Below are 18,074 nucleotides of genomic sequence, written 5' to 3'. Positions count from 1 at the left end.
TTATTATTTAGGAAAAATGTTCTTTTTTTCTTATATTACAAGATACAGTGGTAAAAAAGAACTCCCCAAACAACTTTTAAAAGCTATTTAGGGAGTTTCTGGAAGAGAAATCTTTTATTATTTTGTATCTTTGGGAAGCATGTCACCTTCTATATACAGACGAGTCATTTCATTCTTTCCATTACTACGGATAGTGATGGATTTCTTAAAGTGTCCCGGAAACTTGCCGGCACCATTGTAAATGACTGTAATCTGCCCGCTTTCTCCCGGTTTAATGGGTTCCTTGGGATACTGGGGAACAGTACATCCGCATGATGCAATTGCCTGATGGATAACCAATGGACCGTCTCCTGTATTTTTAAATTTGAATGTACATGTTACTTTCGGGCTTGATTCTGAGAATGTACCGAAATTATGTGATGTGTTTTCAAAAGTAATTTCTGCCTCTCCACCTTGTATTGCTGCATAAGAAACTAAACTGATAATCAACAATAGAGTTGAAACTAAAATCTTCTTCATAATTTTCATATTAAAATAATCGCTGCTAATTTAGCGATTTCTATATAAAGGGTAGAAAAAGTTAGTGAAATAAATGTTTAATTAACACCTTTAAAAATAGGGGATGAAGATTATTACCCCCACAATGGCAGCTGTAACAGCGCATATCAAAACGGCTCCGGCAGCTATATCTTTTACATCTCCGGCTATGGGATGATAGTCGGGAGATACAAGATTAACCAATCGCTCGATGGCTGTATTAAAGGCTTCTGCGGCTAATACCAGGCCAAAACACAGGAGTATTGCAACCCATTCCATCCGGCTGATACCAAGGATGAATCCGGCTATGGTCACTACTATAATGGCTATGCAATGAATCCAGGCATTATGCTCTTTACGCAAAAAACTGCCTATACCTGTAATGGCATAGGCAAAGCTTTTTATTCTTTTCTGTAATTCGTTCATCGTTTTGGTTTTGTTATATACACGTCTGGTCAGCCTCGATTGACTTGTTTGACTCCTTTTACAGTTTTTATTTTCTTTACCAGCAATTCCAATTTGGAGGTATCGTCTACCATCACTGTCATCATACCTGAAAATAATCCGTCGTGCGAGTCAATACTGATAGAACGTAAAGTGATGCTGCTCTCCTTATTAATAATGGAGGTGATATTGGTTACAATACCTATATCATCGTGACCGACGATGCGCAGGGTTATCGGATATTGTTTACCCTGACTTTTGCCGGCCCAACGTGCTTTTACTATACGATAAGCAAAACGTGCTCTCATTTCTTTGGCATTGGGGCAATCGGTACGGTGAATTTTAATACCTCCGTTGATAGTAACGAAACCAAAAACATCATCTCCGTAAATCGGATTACAACATTTGGCCAATTTAAAATCCAGTCCTTTTAAGTTCTGGTCTATTACCAGTACATCATCTTTGAACGTTTTGTCATCGGCAGGAGCTTGGATGCTATAGGTTTCGGCGCTGCGATAGGTGATATCCTGCTGTGCTTCCGTCTCTTTCTTTTTCATTTCCACATACTTATCCAGTATGCTGTTGGCATCCAGCTTTTCGTCGGCAATATCCTGATAGAATTCTGTAACTGTTTTATAGCTCAGTTTCTTGATGAGACGCATCATGGTCGCTTCATCATATTCCAGTTTGCGGTTTTTAAACTTGCGTTCAATGGTCTCCTTGGCAAACTGCACTTGCCGTGCCTCAATTTCCTTTAATGCCTGACGTATCTTGGTGCGTGCTTTTGAAGTGGTCACGATATTCAGCCAGTCACGTTTGGGGGTCTGGGTATTGGATGTCATGATTTCCACCTGATCTCCGCTATTCAGGATTTGTCGTAGTTGGGCATTCTTACCGTTCACTTTGGCACCGATGCATTTGCATCCCAATTTACTATGGATGGTAAAGGCAAAGTCGAGTACGGTAGCTCCCTTTGCTAGTTTATAAAGGTCACCTTTCGGAGTAAAGACAAATACTTCATCTTCATACAGCTCGAGTTTGAACTGATCCATCACGTCCAGGTCGCTGTCTGCGTTTTCCAGTGTTTCACGGATAGTGGTCAGCCATTCGTCCAGTCCTGTTTCGCCTTTTACTCCCTTGTAGCGCCAATGAGCCGCAAGTCCTCTTTCGGCAATATCGTCCATACGTTCTGTTCGTATCTGTACCTCTACCCACTTTCCTTCAGGTCCCATAACTGTGGTGTGCAAAGACTCGTATCCGTTACTTTTGGGAACGGAAAGCCAGTCGCGCAACCGTTTAGGGTTGGGCATATACATGTCGGTTACGATAGAATACACTTGCCAGCATTCCTGTTTTTCTTTCTCAATAGGAGAGTCGATGATGATGCGGATGGCAAATAAATCATATACCCCTTCGAACGGACATTTCTGCTTCTTCATCTTTTGATAGATGGAGTGGATAGACTTGGTGCGTCCTTTCATGTGAAACTTTAGTCCGGCCTGCTCTAGTTTCTTCTGAATCGGCTCGATAAAGGCGGCTATATATTTGTCGCGTGATGCTTTCGTGGCATTCAGCTTATCTTTTATATGATAATAAACATCATGTTCGGTGTATTTCAGTGACAAGTCTTCCAATTCGGACTTTAATTTGTATAATCCCAGCTTGTGTGCAAGTGGTGCATAAAGGTAGGCTGCTTCATTGGATACTTGTTGGCGGGCTTCCTCATTCTCTGAGTCCTTGATTTGACGCATCAGGTTGACACGATCGGCAATCATAATCAGGATGACACGCATATCTTCAGCAAAAGAAAGAAGCAGATTGCGGAAATTTTCTGATTCGATGGTCGGACTTTTGGCATATAATTCATTGATTTTAACCAGTCCGCGAATGATTCCTGCCACGTCTTCTCCATATTCAGCTTGTACCGATGCCAAACTGCATAAATGGTTTTTTACTGATTCATGTAACATAATTCCCAAGATAGAAGCCCGCTTCATGCCGATTTCTTCGGCGACAATGACAGCAGTCTGCATATCTTTGATAATGAGGTTCATCCCAAAGTTATTTCGTGGCATATTGCCTTCGGCAACCGCCTTGATAAGATGCGTTTTGAGCTTGTGACAGTCGTCTTTTTGCAAGGTATCCCCCGATAGACGGAGTAACCGTTTATAAAGGGTGAACAGTTGTTCACGCTCTTTGGCTGTGAAAAATGTTTTTTCTTCCATAACACGTGAAATCTTTTCTTTCGGCGTAAAGGTAGTTTTTTTCTTTCTTTTTTAGATGGCTTTATGGCATTTTTTTGTATTTTTGGGCATTGATGAATAATCAAAATAGATAACGGATAATTTAAACCATTTAAATTCATATACTTATGTTAACACCTGAAGACAAAGATTTATTAGTTAAAAAAGGTATTTCAGAGCAGCAGATAGCTGAACAATTGGCTTGCTTTGAAAAAGGTTTCCCTTTCTTGGAACTGGATGCAGCCGCTTCCATTGATAAGGGGATTATAGCTCCTGCAGAGAGTGAATTGAAAGAATATCTGGAAGCATGGGATACATATAAACAAGGTGACAAGACAATTGTGAAGTTTGTACCGGCGTCTGGGGCGGCAAGTCGTATGTTTAAGAATTTATTTGAATTCTTGGGCGCGGATTATGAGGCTCCCAAAACAGATTTTGAAAAGAAGTTTTTCGACCATATCCATAGTTTTGCTTTTTACAATGATTTGAATGCCGCTTGTTTGGATAATACCGGAAAGAATATTGATGCATTGATTGCTGAAAAGAACTATAAACCGGTGGTGGCAAATTTGCTGGAAGCTGTTGGGCTAAATTATGGTGCTTTGCCAAAAGGTTTGTTGAAATTCCATCGTTATGCTGATGGCGTGCGTACTCCACTAGAAGAACATTTGGTGGAAGGAGCCCTATATGCAGCCGGAAAAACCGGAAAAGTAAACGTGCACTTTACTGTTTCTACCGAGCATCGTGAGTTGTTTAAACAGCTGGTGGATGAGAAGGTAGCGGTTTATGCTAAAAAATATGGAGTGGAATTTAATGTTTCGTTCTCGGAACAGAAACCAAGTACCGATACGGTAGCGGCTGATATGGAGAATAATCCATTCCGTGATAACGGCAAATTATTGTTCCGCCCCGGTGGTCACGGTGCTTTGATTGAAAACTTGAATGATTTGGATGCGGATATTGTATTCATTAAGAATATTGATAATGTGGTGCCCGACCGTTTGAAGGACGAAACCGTTACTTATAAGAAATTGATAGCCGGTGTCTTGGTCACCCTTCAGAAACAAGCGTTCGAGTATTTGGAATTGTTGGATAGCGGTAAATATAATCATGAACAATTGGAAGAAATCATTCGTTTTGTTCAGCAGAAGTTATGTTGTCGCAATAATGGGATTAAAGATTTGGAGGATGCGGAACTGGTTATCTATTTACGCAAGAAACTAAATAGGCCGATGCGAGTTTGCGGTATGGTGAAAAATGTGGGAGAACCTGGTGGTGGCCCATTCCTTGCATATAATCCTGACGGAACAGTGTCTTTGCAGATTTTGGAAAGTTCTCAGATTGATATGAATGATGCTGAAAAGAAAGCCATGTTTGAAAAGGGTACTCACTTTAATCCGGTAGATTTGGTTTGTGCTGTACGTGACTATAAAGGCCGTAAATTTGATTTGGTGAATTATGTAGATAAAGCTACCGGATTCATTTCGTATAAGTCAAAAAATGGCAAAGACTTGAAAGCATTGGAACTTCCGGGACTTTGGAATGGAGCTATGAGTGATTGGAGTACTGTTTTTGTAGAGGTACCGTTGGGCACTTTTAATCCGGTGAAGACAGTAAATGACTTGTTGCGTGAGCAACATCAATAAATCATTGATAACTCAGAGTGAGATTCTGATATAATTGATACATAGTTAGTAAAGCGGGGAGCCTCATATATAGACTCTTCGCTTTATTTGGAATGGATAATATTAATAAACTTGATATAGCTGTATGAGAAGAAATAGCCTGTTGGCCTTTATTGTACCTTTTGCTTTGGCGGTAACTTTTATTATGCCGATAAATGCAGCCAAACATAAAGAGCTGCCTGCATTGGGAGATACTCAAATTCAAATTTTTAGCAATACGAACATTTGCTTCCGTCCCGATTCCTTTCCCAATTATACTCCGGCCAATGCAGACGGCGTTATTCGTTTGGTGAATGGACGCATTATTCTTAAAAAGATATCTTTACCTGATTATAAACGGAATGTACGTGTGAAGCTTCGCTTGACATTGGCTTCTGATGGTGATCGTTGGGATAAGTCGGGCTCTTGTTTTGCATTGCCCAAAGAGTCGTTTGTCAATTTGATGAGTATTGCAGAAGGAAAGGCGGCTTTTCCATCGGTGGACAGTCTGAAATATGAAAATATGATTGGTATTGTTCCGGGTAAGGATTATGTGCCTACATTAGAACTGATGCGCTTTATGACTCCGTTTGGAGTAGGCTTTTATAGCAAAAAAGAGAATGAAATAGGAGCTAAGCGCAAGCCGGTTTATATTCCTGAATGGGCAGAGAATGTAGTTTGGGAACAAGATATTACCAATCTTTATTCTGCATTGGAAAAGGAAGCCTATGTAGGTGTTTTTATTGATACGTGGACGGCCGAAGGCTATGTTGTCAGTCTGGACATTGAGATAAAAGAGAGTAAGATAAGTTGTGATGCGTTGCCCAAACGTCATGTACAGCCTTTGATGAATACCGTTTACTATATTGGTCAGACTTACCCCGATATATTTGCCCGTAAAGATGTGGCGATGGATTTTGAACTGCCTCGTAATGCAAAAAATGTCCGCTTGAAGTATATTGTTACCGGGCATGGCGGTCATAGCGGTGGAGATGAATTTGTGAAGAAACGCAATATTGTTTCGGTTGATGGCGAGAAAGTGCTGGATTTTATTCCATGGCGGGATGACTGTGCCTCTTTCCGTCGTTTCAATCCGGGGACAGGAGTGTGGCTGATTAAGCGGCTTTCTTCTTATATCGGTGAAAACGGTTATGAAGAAAAAGAAATTGAAGAACCATTAGGCTCATCGGATTTATCACGCTCCAATTGGTGTCCGGGCTCGGATGTGTTACCCGAGGAAGTAATGCTTGGCGATTTGAAAGCCGGTAAACATACTTTTAAGGTTAGTATTCCTGACGCTCAGGAAGTAGATGGTGATAAATTGAACCATTGGTTGGTTTCGGCTTATCTGGTTTGGGATGAATAATTTTGTATTTTTTATTGAGGTTGGAAGGAAGCTTGTTATAATCTAAACGAATCTATTACGATGAATGAATATCGCATCAATGGGTTAACCATAAAGGAAAATTTGTTGCAATTGGCTGGAGAGGGTAATAAAAAGTTTACTGAGGCTCTCCATCCGGGTATTGAAAATGTGTTGGGCGTTCGTGTTCCGGCTCTCCGGCAATTGGCGGCTCAAATAGCCAAAGATGATTGGCAGGCTTATTTGCAATCGGCCGACATCTATTATATGGAAGAACGCATGCTTCAAGGCATGGTGATAGGATGTGTGAAAATAAAGGATGTGGAAGAGTATCTTTCATTAGTATCAACGTTTGTACCGCTCATTAATAGCTGGTCTGTATGTGATACTTTCGATTTTGCAGGTAAGCAACGCTTTGTTGACAGGAATAAGGAACGTATATGGCAATTTCTGGAAGGATGGATGGAATCGGATAAGGAATATGAAATTCGTTTTGGAGTGGTTATGGCAATGGCGCATTATATTGATGCAGATTACATACAGAAGGTATTGCAATGGATGGACCGTATCAACCACGAAGGTTATTATGTAAGGATGGCAGTGGCTTGGGCGCTTTCTGTCTGCTATGTGAAATTTCCAAAAGAAACGATGCTGTTGTTGGAGAAAAATCATTTGGATGACTTTACTTACAACAAAGCACTCCAAAAGATAACAGAATCCTTTCGGGTCAGTCCGGACGATAAAGATATAATCCGTGGCATGAAACGTAAGGCAGTAAAATGAGGGACTCAGATAGTGAGTCCCATGATATAATCATTCATATAATATCCGTTGCCGATAGCAAAATCCCCTTCGTCTACTTTCTCCATTCCCATATATTCATAAAATCGGAGTGCTTTATTATTGCGGTTTACATTCAGGTGCATCTTGCAAGGCGCGGGATGGATTTCTTTTATTGCTTTTATGGCTTGTCCGAACAACAGCCTTCCCAAATGTTGTCCTTGGAAGGAGGGGAGGACATAAATTTTCTGTAAATGAAACAAATCTTCCCCTTCGGGTTGGATGGAGACATAACCGGCAGGTGCATCTTCTTTAAAAGCAATATAGTAAATATGGCCTTCTTCTTCCATTTGTTTGCGCAGATTTGTAATGGAATACATCCACTCCATCATGTAATCGAGCTGTTCAGGAGAAAGGATGTCTGCGTAGGTAGCAGGAAATACTTCCTTTGCCATAGTGTGAATCAATGGAATATCTTCTGTTGTCGCTTTTCGTATTGTAAACATACTCTTTGTGCTTTTATGGGTTTAATGGGGGACAAATATAAGTTTTTCCTTCCTAATATTGTTTTCTCTCTTTCCCTTTCTTTTGTCTTATAGTTAAAATACACAAAATAAAAGTACTATGCAATACAAAGTACTAATATAATGCATATATTTGTGTCAAACAAAGTACTATTGAATATGAACGTTGATAATGTAAAATCTCAGATGCGCAAAGGAATGCTTGAATATTGCATTTTATTGTTGCTGCACAAAGAGCCCTTTTATGCTTCGGATATTATTTTAAAATTGAAGGAAGCACGGCTCATCGTGGTAGAGGGAACGCTTTATCCACTGCTTACCCGGTTGAAAAACGACGACCTGCTCTCTTACGAATGGGTAGAATCTACTCAGGGTCCTCCCCGTAAATATTATCGGNTTATTTTAAAATTGAAGGAAGCACGGCTCATCGTGGTAGAGGGAACGCTTTATCCACTGCTTACCCGGTTGAAAAACGACGACCTGCTCTCTTACGAATGGGTAGAATCTACTCAGGGTCCTCCCCGTAAATATTATCGGCTGACGCCTCAAGGAGAAATTTTTCTTAGCGGATTAGAAAATGCATGGGATGAACTTTCGGATACAGTAAATCATTTAAGAAACAATTAAAAACAGAATACAATGAAAAAGACGCTGACTGTAAATTTAGGTGGCACCGTTTATCATATAGATGAAGATGCGTATAAGTTGTTGGATACTTACTTAAGTAACTTGCGGATACATTTTCGCCGTGAAGAAGGAGCGGAAGAAATTGTGCATGATATGGAGCTACGTATTTCAGAACTGTTTACAGACCGTTTAAACGGTGGCAAACAGGTTATTACGATAGAGGATGTAGAGGAAATTATTGCTCAGGTGGGTAAACCCGAAGACCTTGGTGATGAGGCCGGTAGTGGTGAGGAATCTTCGAAAGGCACAAAGACCGGAAACACTTATTCACAAACAGCAAAAGGCCCTCGCCGGTTGTTTCGTGATTCGGATAATAAAGTATTGGGAGGCGTGGCCTCCGGTTTGGCTGCTTACTTTGGTTGGGATCCCACATGGGTGCGAATTGTCTTTTTGATATTGGGAATTTTCCTTCACAGCTTTATTATAGCATATATCATAGCTTGGATTGTCATTCCTCTAGCTCGAACCGTACCTGAGAAACTGGCGATGCGCGGAGCGAAAATTAATGTGGAGAATATAGGACGGACGGTTACGGATAACTTTGAGAAAGTAAATGAATACGTCCATTCGGGCAAGCCCCATAGTGTGTTGCAGCGAATAGGTGAGGGGATTGTTGGTGTGGCAGGAGCATTAATCAAATTTATATTGATTGTTCTGGCTATCTGTTGCGCTCCGATAGTATTTGTGATATTTGTGGTATGCTTTGCTATGTTAATGGTGGCAACCGGACTGATTGCAGCTACACCGGCTATCCTTTATGAAGTAGTGCCGGCTGTAGATTGGAATGCTGCCGGAGCATCTCCTACAGCTACTATCGGCTTGGCTATATCCGGCATATTGGTTATTGGTATTCCTGTCATTGGATTGATACATATCCTGATGCGTCATTTCGGTGGTTGGCAACCCATGTCTGCTGCCACTCGAATTATCTTTATCGTGCTGTGGTTTATAGCTTTGTCTGTCGGCTTTGGCTTTTTCTTCCAAATACACCATTTATTGGCAGTTTGATATATTAGTAGTTTAAAAATACATTATCTTTGCAAGCGGAAAGGATTGTGTCAAAACGTGGATAATGCTATCGTTTAGTTCGTAGGGGCGAGGTTCGCTCGCCCGAAAACAGTTTGCTTTGTGTCTTCGGGCAGGCAAANTCGTTTAGTTCGTAGGGGCGAGGTTCGCTCGCCCGAAAACAGTTTGCTTTGTGTCTTCGGGCAGGCAAATCCTGCCCCTACAGCTGACGATTGGATAGGCCGGTTTAGTTTTGATACACTCCTCTCCGCTTTCAGTTTATGGGAAATTCAAAAATAAAGAGATAGATAGTTATGACAAAGAAGATTTTATTGCTAGGCTCCGGCGAACTGGGAAAAGAATTCGTTATTGCAGCGAAACGTAAAGGACAGTATGTAATAGCTTGTGATTCCTATGCAGGGGCACCGGCAATGCAAGTAGCAGACGAATTTGAAGTATTCAGTATGCTGGACGGTGATGCGCTGGATGCAGTTGTGGCTAAGCATAAGCCTGATATTATCGTTCCTGAGATAGAGGCGATTCGTACTGAAAGGCTTTATCATTTGGAGAAGGAAGGCATCCAGGTAGTACCTAGTGCAAAAGCGGTGAACTATACCATGAATCGTAAGGCCATACGTGATTTAGCCGCTAAGGAACTGGGATTAAAGACTGCCAAGTATTTCTATGCCAAGTCTTTGGAAGAGTTGAAAAAAGCTGCCGAAGAGATAGGCTTCCCTTGTGTGGTCAAACCGTTGATGTCTTCATCGGGCAAAGGACAGTCATTGGTGAAGGGTGCGGAAGAGTTGGAACAGGCATGGCACTATGGTTGTGAAGGCAGCCGTGGAGACATTAAGGAACTGATTATCGAAGAATTTATCAAATTTGACAGTGAAATCACTTTGTTGACTGTTACTCAGAAAAACGGTCCCACATTGTTCTGTCCTCCTATCGGTCATGTGCAGAAAGGCGGTGATTATCGTGAAAGTTTCCAGCCCGCACATATTGACCCTGAGCATCTGAAAGAAGCACAGCGTATGGCTGCTAAAGTCACTGAGGCATTGACGGGTGCCGGAATATGGGGAGTTGAATTCTTTTTGAGCCACGACAATGGCGTATATTTCTCTGAATTATCTCCACGCCCGCATGATACAGGTATGGTAACATTGGCGGGAACTCAGAATCTGAATGAATTTGAACTTCATTTACGGGCTGTTCTTGGACTGCCTATTCCTGAAATTACTCAAGAGCGTATAGGGGCCAGTGCGGTTATTTTGTCACCGATTGCCAGCAAAGAGCAACCGCGTTATCGTGGCGAAGAGGAAGTGTGCAAGGAAACCAATACTTATTTGCGTATTTTCGGTAAACCTTATACGAAGATTAATCGCCGTATGGGAGTTGTGGTATGCTATGCTCCGAATGGAAGTGACTTGGATGCGCTTCGTGACAAATGTAAAGCTATTGCTGCTAAAGTTGAGGTATATTAATTGATATCTTATTATATAGTGAAGAGTTGTTTCAGCTATGCTGGAGCAGCTCTTTTTTTTGTTTTTAGAAGCACTAATAAGGAACACTTGTCACCGGATGTTGTCTCCTCCATTTTTTTAACTCTGCATACGTTTTGAACTCCCTAAGTCGTTTCATCAGTCAGACTAAGCGTTTTCGTTCTTTCGATTCATTAGTCGGACTAAGCGTTTTCGTCCTTTCGATTATGCCTGTCTATAGGTCGAATTACTACAGACTCCGGCAATGGACTGTATAGTCTGTTACGGTGAACTGTACAGTCCATTGCAGTAGACTGTACAGTCCGCTGCCGGAGACTGTAATAATCTTCCGTTTAAAAAGCCTTGGATGACCTTAAGAAACGGCCTACTCTTCCCTTTGTTGGTGATATGATATATTAAACCCCCAAGAATAATGACTGGCCCGGAATATAGAACCATTTAAGCGGAGAATTTGTTTATGAGATGAGGCTGCTGTTCTCCGTATAAAATACCTAATAATGGGGATTGTAATCTTTTGTTCTTTTCCGTAAATTTGCAGCCGTTAAGAGAAACAAATACAGATAACTATGTATAAAACAAATAATTATGTGCCAACGGATAAAATGAGTGACCTGATATGCGGTAACTATACCTTGTTACAGGTGATGAGCCGTTTCGACCTCTCATTAGGCTTTGGCGACCGGACTGTGCAGGAAGTATGCCAGGCAAACGGAGTGGATTGCAAGACATTTCTGGCTGTGGTGAATTTTATCACAGAAGAGAATAACCGTATGGCTGACGAAGTGCAAGATCTTTCTATCCATGCTTTGATGAGCTACTTAAAGCAGGCACATCACTATTTCCTTGATTTTCAATTGCCCACCATACGCCGTAAACTGATAGAGGCTATTGATTGTTCGGCGCAAAATGAGGTTGCTTTCCTTATCTTGAAATTCTTTGATGCGTATGTGGCAGAAGTACGCAAGCACATGGATTATGAAGATATGAATGTGTTTACTTATGTGGAGAATCTGGTTGCAGGTAATAGAGAGAGCAGTTTCCGTATCTCGCAATTTGCACGTCGGCACGATCAGATAGACGCTAAACTGACAGAATTAAAAAATATCATTATCAAGTATTATCCCGCCGGTGGGAATGATTATTTACTGAATGCAGCATTGTTTGACATCTTTAGCTGTGAGCAGGACTTGGCGTCACATTGCCGTGTGGAAGATTATCTGTTTGTACCCGCCGTTCTTCGGTTAGAAAAGGAGGCAAAATGAAACGGACAGACCTTATACATGTGGCAGTGGCCGAGACTTCGGTCATCGTGCGTAGCGGACTGATATCAGTCTTGAAGCGCCTGCCTGATATTCCGGTTCAGCCTGTAGAAATCACTTCGATGGAAGGGTTGCACAATTGTATGCAAGGGCATCAGCCTGAAGTGTTGATTGTGAATCCGGCATTCGGAGGATGGTTCAATGTCGATGAATTTAAAGCTGCATATCCTCAGACGGTTATTAAATGCGTATCATTGCTTTGTTCGGTGACGGATAATAATTTGTTGAAAGGATATGATGAAACGGTTGGATTATATGATGATATCGGAACATTAAATAAGAAACTGGTTGAATTGATGCACATGGGGGCAGAAGATGAAAATGAACAGGAAACATTGAGCCAGAGGGAAAAAGAAATAATTTGTTGTGTAGTGCGTGGCATGACGAATAAGGAGACGGCAGAGAAATTGTTTCTGTCTATTCATACGGTCATCACCCATCGCCGCAACATAGCGCGCAAGCTACAAATACATTCTCCTGCCGGTCTGACTATTTATGCTATCGTGAATAAGCTGGTGGAACTAAGCGAAGTAAAGATGAACTTATGATGAATGATACCTACTAATAGGGAGTGAACGGTTACAGAATACCTAAATGAAGCGATTGCAGGGATTGGCCGGAACACTTATCTTTGCATCATAAGTTAGTCATATAGAAATTACGTAAACCACAAGTTAGTTATTAGTTGAAAAGTACTCCTTGCGAAGTGATTCGCGGGGAGTGCTTTTTTATAGACTATCGGTATTGGCGAACTGAATTTATAATAACTATTGAAAATCTTCTATTAGATAATTGTTTTTTTATACTTTTGTGAAACAATTATAACCTGATCTATTAATGACTATTGCAACAAAGGAAATAAATCGAATGGAAAGGCTTGATTTTTCAGAGATCTATGCTGTTTATTTTCCACGAATGTTGCGTTTTGCCTGTACTTATGTTATTGATAAAGAAGAGGCGGAAAATGTAGTGCAGGATATTTTTATCTACTTATGGGAGCATCGCTCTTTATTGGATGGCCTTCGTTATCCTCAAGCTTTTCTTTTTACTTTAGTTAAGCGGCGCAGCATTGATTTCTTGCGCAAGAAATTATCAGCTGTCGAACAAAGAGGTAGTTTGGAAGAAGTAGAGAATCGCGAAATCCAATACAAACTTTATTCTTTGGAAGCATTTGATGAAGCTAAATTCTCGGATGAGGATGTTGAACGTATTTTGCATGAAGCAATTAGCCGTTTACCTGAAAAATGCCGTTGTATTTTCATTGAAAGCAAGTTGAATAATAAAAGGTATCAGGATATAGCCGATGAAATGGGGATATCCTTGCAAACAGTTAAGAATCAGGTGATGATAGCTGTTAGGAAATTACGCGAGGATTTGAAAGATTACCTTCCTCTGTTGATATTTTTGTTGGGGTAAACGTTTGCCTCTAAAATAAAATTAAAAAAAATCCATTTTCTTTTGGTACTTTTTATAGTATCGTCCGACTTACTAATGAAAAACAATAGAAAATGGACGAATTACTTACTAAATACTTCACCGGAGAAATTACAGCTCATGAAAAGAAGCTTCTGTTTCAGGCTATGGATACAGATATGGCTTTGCGGGAAGAATTTTATGCTCTGCAAAATGCGATAGCTGTCACCGGATGCTTGGAAGGAGAGAAAGATACGGATATCAGTGAAGTAGGATATAAAAAATTCAGTGGACGATTGTTTAAGTATCGGTTAGGGAAATGGATGTTGCATAGCTGCAAATATGCTGCATTGGTTTGTCTGGTTGCCGTAAGTGCTTATTTTCTGACTCGTTATCAGTTGATAGAAGAATTTGGAGAGCATTACACCGAAGTATCCGCTCCCAGCGGACAGCGTGTGAAAGTAAACCTTCCTGACGGGACGGTGGCATGGCTGAGTCCTTGCAGTACTTTACGTTACGCGGCTTCCTTTAATAATAAGGATAGGGAAGTGGAATTGCAAGGGGCAACGTTTTTCGATGTGGCTCATAATGCTGACAAACCTTTCCGTATTTCAACGGGCACTTATCAGATTACTGTTCTCGGAACTCGTTTCAATGTAATGGCTTATCCCGAAAGTAAGCGTTTCGAAATTGATTTGGTGGAAGGTAGTGTGCAGGTAGACAATACAAATGATCCTACCGACCGATTGGTGCTTCGCTCTCACGAACAGGCTATACTTTGCAATAATCGTTTGTGTAGGCAGGTTTCGGAGTTTGATAACGAAGAATACTTGAAAAATGGCATTGTAAGTTTCAAGAGCCGTCCGTTTGGAGAGATTTTGGATAATGTCGCTTTGTGGCAAGGAGTGAAATTTACTGTGGAAAAGGAGGTGGATATCCAAAAGTCTGTGACCGGGAAGTTCAGGCAAAGCGATTCTTTGGAAAGTATTTTGCGCGTTTTGCAATCGATTGCTGATTTTCGTTACAAAATCATAGATGAAAAACATGTTACCATTTATCGTTAACCTTTAAAAATATACTATCGCTTATGGAAAAATAAAAGAAGAAAACAAAAAGAGGAAGCAGTGCTGCAACACCGTTTCCTCTCAAGACAAGGTCACAGCACCTTACTCTATGGGAAATAAATTAAAGTAATGAACCTTAATTGCAAAGGTATGAAAAAAAACTTATTGCTACTAGCTAATGCATTAAAACAATGTAAAACCAATCAATTATTTCGTATTATGAAATTCGCTTTTTTGTTTTTGTTCTTGCTGATTATTCAGGCACACGCGGGCACAATCAAGTCTCAGAATGCCCAAGTGACCCTGAAAACGGGTCAGACGACGCTAAAGGAATTAATGGCGCAGGTAGAACAGCAAACTGAGTATTTGTTTGTATACAGTGATACGGAAGTAAATATTAATAAGAAAATTAATATTAAACAGGGCAAACAGAAGGTGGCCGATTTATTAGAGATTTTGGCAACCAATGGTATCACATCCAGCTTCTCCGATAATTATATATCCTTACATAAGTCGGACGCACTTGCTGTAAAGTCTGCTCAACAGTCAAATAAGACTGTAAAGATAGCAGGTAAGGTTGTAGATTTACAGGGAGAACCGGTGATAGGTGCCAATGTTTCTGTAAAGGGCAACTCTTCCATTGGAACGATTACGGATATGGAAGGTCGTTTTGAACTGGTGGTGGCTCCTAACGCTACTTTATTAGTAAGTTATATTGGTTATAAAAACCAAGAAGTAAAGGTAAACGGAAAGACAGTCTTCAATATAAAGATGGCTGAAGATACGGAAATGTTGAGTGAAGTAGTGGTGACTGCACTGGGTATTAAACGTGAAGAAAAGGCATTGGGATATGCGGTTCAGAAACTGGGCGGTGAAAAATTGGCTACAGTAAAGACGGTAGATGTGGCTACCTCCTTGACCGGTAAAATTGCCGGGTTGAATGTACAGAATAGTACAGAATTCAATGATGCTCCCTCTTTATTGTTACGTGGTGAAACTCCGTTGTTGGTGATTGACGGTGTGCCTTACGGCAATATGACGCTGCGTGATATTCCTGCCGATGATATAGAATCTGTTGACGTCCTGAAAGGTGCTACGGCAGCGGCTCTGTATGGTGAACGTGGTGGTGTGGGTGTTGTAATGGTTACCACTAAGAAAAGTAAAGAAGAAGGGTTGCACGTCAGTGTAAACAGTAGTACGATGTTTCAGGCAGGTTATCTGAAATTGCCGAATGTCCAGTCCGGTTACAGTTCCGGTGAAGGAGGACGATATAACCACAATGATTTTGTGTGGGGTGATAAACTGGATATCGGTCGTGAGGCGGAACAATGGAATCCGGTCACTCATCAGTTTGAGATGATGCCGTTATTATCGAAAGGAAAAGATAACTTCAAAAACTTCCTCGAAACAAGTTTCGTGACTAATAATAATGTAAGTATCAGTCAGAAGGGTAAGTATGGAAGTGTGAGAGCCTCATTGTCTCATGTGTACAACAAGGGGCAATATCCCAATACCAAATTGAATAAAATCACTTATTCAGTATCGGGAGAAATGAAATGGAAGAAATTCTCTTTTGATGGAGGAGCCAGCTTTAATAAACGTTTTTATCCGCAGAATTATGGAACCGGTTATGGAAAGGGAGGTTATCTTTATAACCTGTTGGTATGGACCGGACCTGACTATGATATTCGTGAGTTTAAAGATTATTGGGTGAAAAAGGACGAGCAACAGAATTGGATGTATTCCGGCTGGTATGATAATCCGTATTTTGTAGCCAATGAAGTGCTCCGCTCCAGTGACTATACCATTACGAATGGATATATGAATATGGGTTATGAATTTACTCCATGGCTGAAAGCCAATCTTCGTTCCGGTATAGATATTTACAGCAATCGTAAGACATGGCGTAATCCGAAGTCCGCTAACTCAGGCTGGGACAAGAATGGTTATTTTGAGATTGAGCGCGATGGCGGCTTCAGTATGAATCACGATTTGATGTTGAGCGCGAATCACAAATTTGGCGATTTTAATCTGGAAGGTATTGTGGGTGGAACCCTTTATTACTATCAGGATGATACTTTGCAGGGCAATACTGAAGGTGGATTGACTATTCCGGGATATTATTCTTTAAAAGCTTCGGTAGACAAGGCAACTACATCCAGTTCGTATAAACGGAAACAAGTCAACAGTATCTATGGAAGACTTTCCGCTTCATGGAGAGGAGCGTTCTACTTAGATGTGACAGCACGTAACGACTGGTCGTCTACATTACCGTCCGAAACCCGTTCTTATTTTTATCCGTCTGTATCAGGTAGTGCTATTCTTTCCGAATTAATAGACTTGCCCGAATGGATGTCTTTCTGGAAAGTGCGCGGTTCATGGACGCAAACCAAGAAAGATGTAGATGTATATTCCATTAACAATGTATATAATATTTCCACTGATGCATGGGACAATCTGCCTTCTGCTTCTTATCCCACTTCTATCCGTGGAGCATTAATTCAGCCTACTGCTACCCGTTCATGGGAAATTGGTACAGCTGTGAACTTCTTTAATAATCGTTTGCGTGTAGACTTTGCTTATTACAATACTTTAAAATATAATCTGACCCGTAAGGCAACGGTAAGTAATGCATCCGGCTTTGAAAGTACATTGATTAATTATGATGAAGAGCAGGAACGTCGTGGTGTGGAGCTTACTATTTCAGGAGACATCATCAAGACTCGTGACTTTGAGTGGAATGCAGTGCTTAACTGGGCTCGCGACCGTTACTATTATTCAAGAGTAGATGATAAGTATTCTACCCAAAAGCCATGGGTTGCTGCCGGCGAACGTTGGGACTGGTTGGGACAATATGACTGGGAACGCGATTCGCAAGGAAATATTATACATGAAAACGGATTACCCAAACAAAGCGAATATCAATCAGTTGCGGGATATGAATTCCCTGATTGGGTATGGGGTATCACAAACACATTCAGATATAAAAACTTTACGTTAAACTTCACGATAGACGGTCGTGTGGGAGGTGTTGCTTTTAATAAGATGGAACAGGCTTTGTGGAATACAGGAGCTCATCCCGATAGTGATAACCAATGGCGTTATGATGAAGTTGTCAATGGAAAGACGAACTATATCGGTAATGGTGTGAAAGTCGTTTCCGGCTCTGTGGAATATGATGTGGATGGAAACATCACTAATGACACACGTGTATTTGCTCCTAATGATGTACCTGTATCTTATGAGAATTATGTTCGTAATTATTATCCGAATGCTTATAGTGCGGTCAGTCAATGTATTCAGGACGAAACATTCTTTAAATTGCGCGATTTGTCCATTACTTATGATATGCCGAAAAGCATTTGTGAAAAGTTTAAGATGAACAGCATGCAGGTGGGGCTGGTCGGTCAGAATCTATTGATTTGGACAAAAGATTTCAAATTCTCCGATCCTGACTCGGCACAAGAAGATTTGAACTCACCGTCTATACGTTACGTCGGATTTAATGTTAAGTTGAATTTCTAAAAGC

Annotated in this window: 14 protein-coding genes and 2 pseudogenes; 12 read left to right on the top strand and 4 right to left on the bottom strand. The window is 40.8% G+C overall.

All coding sequences use genetic code 11. The annotated features are described in order from the left end of the window. Positions 1–117: 117 nt before the first annotated feature. The 3 genes from IR173_RS01700 to IR173_RS01690 all read right to left on the bottom strand — a co-directional run bounded on the left by IR173_RS01700 (position 118) and on the right by IR173_RS01690 (position 3,206). On the bottom strand, positions 118–519 hold the full coding sequence (locus IR173_RS01700) for a DUF1573 domain-containing protein (protein WP_237037959.1): 402 nt from the start codon (positions 517–519) through the stop codon (positions 118–120). Between the two features lie 90 nt (positions 520–609). Then, positions 610–963, bottom strand: a complete 354-nt coding sequence (locus IR173_RS01695; RefSeq protein ID WP_237037958.1) for a diacylglycerol kinase family protein — start codon at positions 961–963, stop codon at positions 610–612. A gap of 29 nt (positions 964–992) precedes the next feature. Then, a complete protein-coding gene (locus IR173_RS01690; protein ID WP_237037957.1) occupies positions 993–3,206 on the bottom strand; it encodes a RelA/SpoT family protein in 2,214 nt (737 codons plus the stop codon). A gap of 146 nt (positions 3,207–3,352) precedes the next feature. On the opposite strand from IR173_RS01690, the gene IR173_RS01685 reads away from it, so the two are divergent. From IR173_RS01685 to IR173_RS01675, 3 genes are all read left to right on the top strand, one after another. Beyond that, a complete protein-coding gene (locus IR173_RS01685) occupies positions 3,353–4,870 on the top strand; it encodes a DUF4301 family protein (protein WP_237037956.1) in 1,518 nt (505 codons plus the stop codon). Between the two features lie 124 nt (positions 4,871–4,994). After that, a complete protein-coding gene (locus tag IR173_RS01680; RefSeq protein WP_394800630.1) occupies positions 4,995–6,254 on the top strand; it encodes a PNGase F N-terminal domain-containing protein in 1,260 nt (419 codons plus the stop codon). Positions 6,255–6,314: 60 nt separating this feature from the next. Next, positions 6,315–7,034 carry a DNA alkylation repair protein gene (locus IR173_RS01675; protein ID WP_237037955.1) on the top strand — a complete coding sequence of 240 codons (720 nt, stop codon included), beginning with the start codon at positions 6,315–6,317 and terminating at the stop codon, positions 7,032–7,034. A gap of 5 nt (positions 7,035–7,039) precedes the next feature. Here the strand turns inward: IR173_RS01675 and IR173_RS01670 are convergent, their stop codons facing one another. Continuing rightward, positions 7,040–7,537, bottom strand: coding sequence for a GNAT family N-acetyltransferase (locus IR173_RS01670; RefSeq protein WP_237037954.1), 498 nt, complete (start codon positions 7,535–7,537; stop codon positions 7,040–7,042). A gap of 177 nt (positions 7,538–7,714) precedes the next feature. Here IR173_RS01670 and IR173_RS01665 point away from each other — a divergent pair. The 9 genes and pseudogenes from IR173_RS01665 to IR173_RS01625 all read left to right on the top strand — a co-directional run. Beyond that, positions 7,715–7,939, top strand: a pseudogene (locus tag IR173_RS01665) (PadR family transcriptional regulator); the annotation flags it as partial. Between the two features lie 15 nt (positions 7,940–7,954). Beyond that, positions 7,955–8,182 (top strand): annotated as a pseudogene (locus IR173_RS01660) (PadR family transcriptional regulator); the annotation flags it as partial. Positions 8,183–8,194: 12 nt separating this feature from the next. Further along, positions 8,195–9,250, top strand: a complete 1,056-nt coding sequence (locus tag IR173_RS01655; RefSeq protein ID WP_237037953.1) for a PspC domain-containing protein — start codon at positions 8,195–8,197, stop codon at positions 9,248–9,250. 311 nt (positions 9,251–9,561) lie between these two features. Next, positions 9,562–10,731 carry a formate-dependent phosphoribosylglycinamide formyltransferase gene (purT, locus tag IR173_RS01650; RefSeq protein ID WP_237037952.1) on the top strand — a complete coding sequence of 390 codons (1,170 nt, stop codon included), beginning with the start codon at positions 9,562–9,564 and terminating at the stop codon, positions 10,729–10,731. Between the two features lie 584 nt (positions 10,732–11,315). Further along, the gene (locus tag IR173_RS01645; protein ID WP_237037951.1) at positions 11,316–12,011 is read left to right on the top strand and encodes a hemerythrin domain-containing protein; all 696 of its coding nucleotides are present in this window, start codon (positions 11,316–11,318) and stop codon (positions 12,009–12,011) included. After that, complete coding sequence (locus IR173_RS01640; RefSeq protein WP_237037950.1) at positions 12,008–12,616, top strand: response regulator transcription factor; 609 nt, start codon at positions 12,008–12,010, stop codon at positions 12,614–12,616. The genes IR173_RS01645 and IR173_RS01640 overlap by 4 nt, the downstream gene beginning before the upstream one ends. Before the next feature lie 319 nt (positions 12,617–12,935). Continuing rightward, the gene (locus IR173_RS01635; RefSeq protein ID WP_237037949.1) at positions 12,936–13,484 is read left to right on the top strand and encodes an RNA polymerase sigma-70 factor; all 549 of its coding nucleotides are present in this window, start codon (positions 12,936–12,938) and stop codon (positions 13,482–13,484) included. A 92-nt stretch (positions 13,485–13,576) separates the two neighbouring features. Then, on the top strand, positions 13,577–14,545 hold the full coding sequence (locus IR173_RS01630; RefSeq protein WP_237037948.1) for a FecR family protein: 969 nt from the start codon (positions 13,577–13,579) through the stop codon (positions 14,543–14,545). Positions 14,546–14,695: 150 nt separating this feature from the next. After that, positions 14,696–18,070: a SusC/RagA family TonB-linked outer membrane protein gene (locus IR173_RS01625; RefSeq protein ID WP_237037947.1), complete on the top strand. Its 3,375-nt coding sequence runs from the start codon at positions 14,696–14,698 to the stop codon at positions 18,068–18,070. Positions 18,071–18,074 lie beyond the last annotated feature (4 nt).

The organism is Phocaeicola faecalis, from assembly GCF_021730445.1.
In the GTDB taxonomy this organism is placed as follows: Bacteria; Bacteroidota; Bacteroidia; order Bacteroidales; family Bacteroidaceae; genus Phocaeicola; species Phocaeicola faecalis.
Note: the sequence above shows the minus strand (reverse complement) of the source record. Positions and strands in the feature narration are given on the sequence as shown.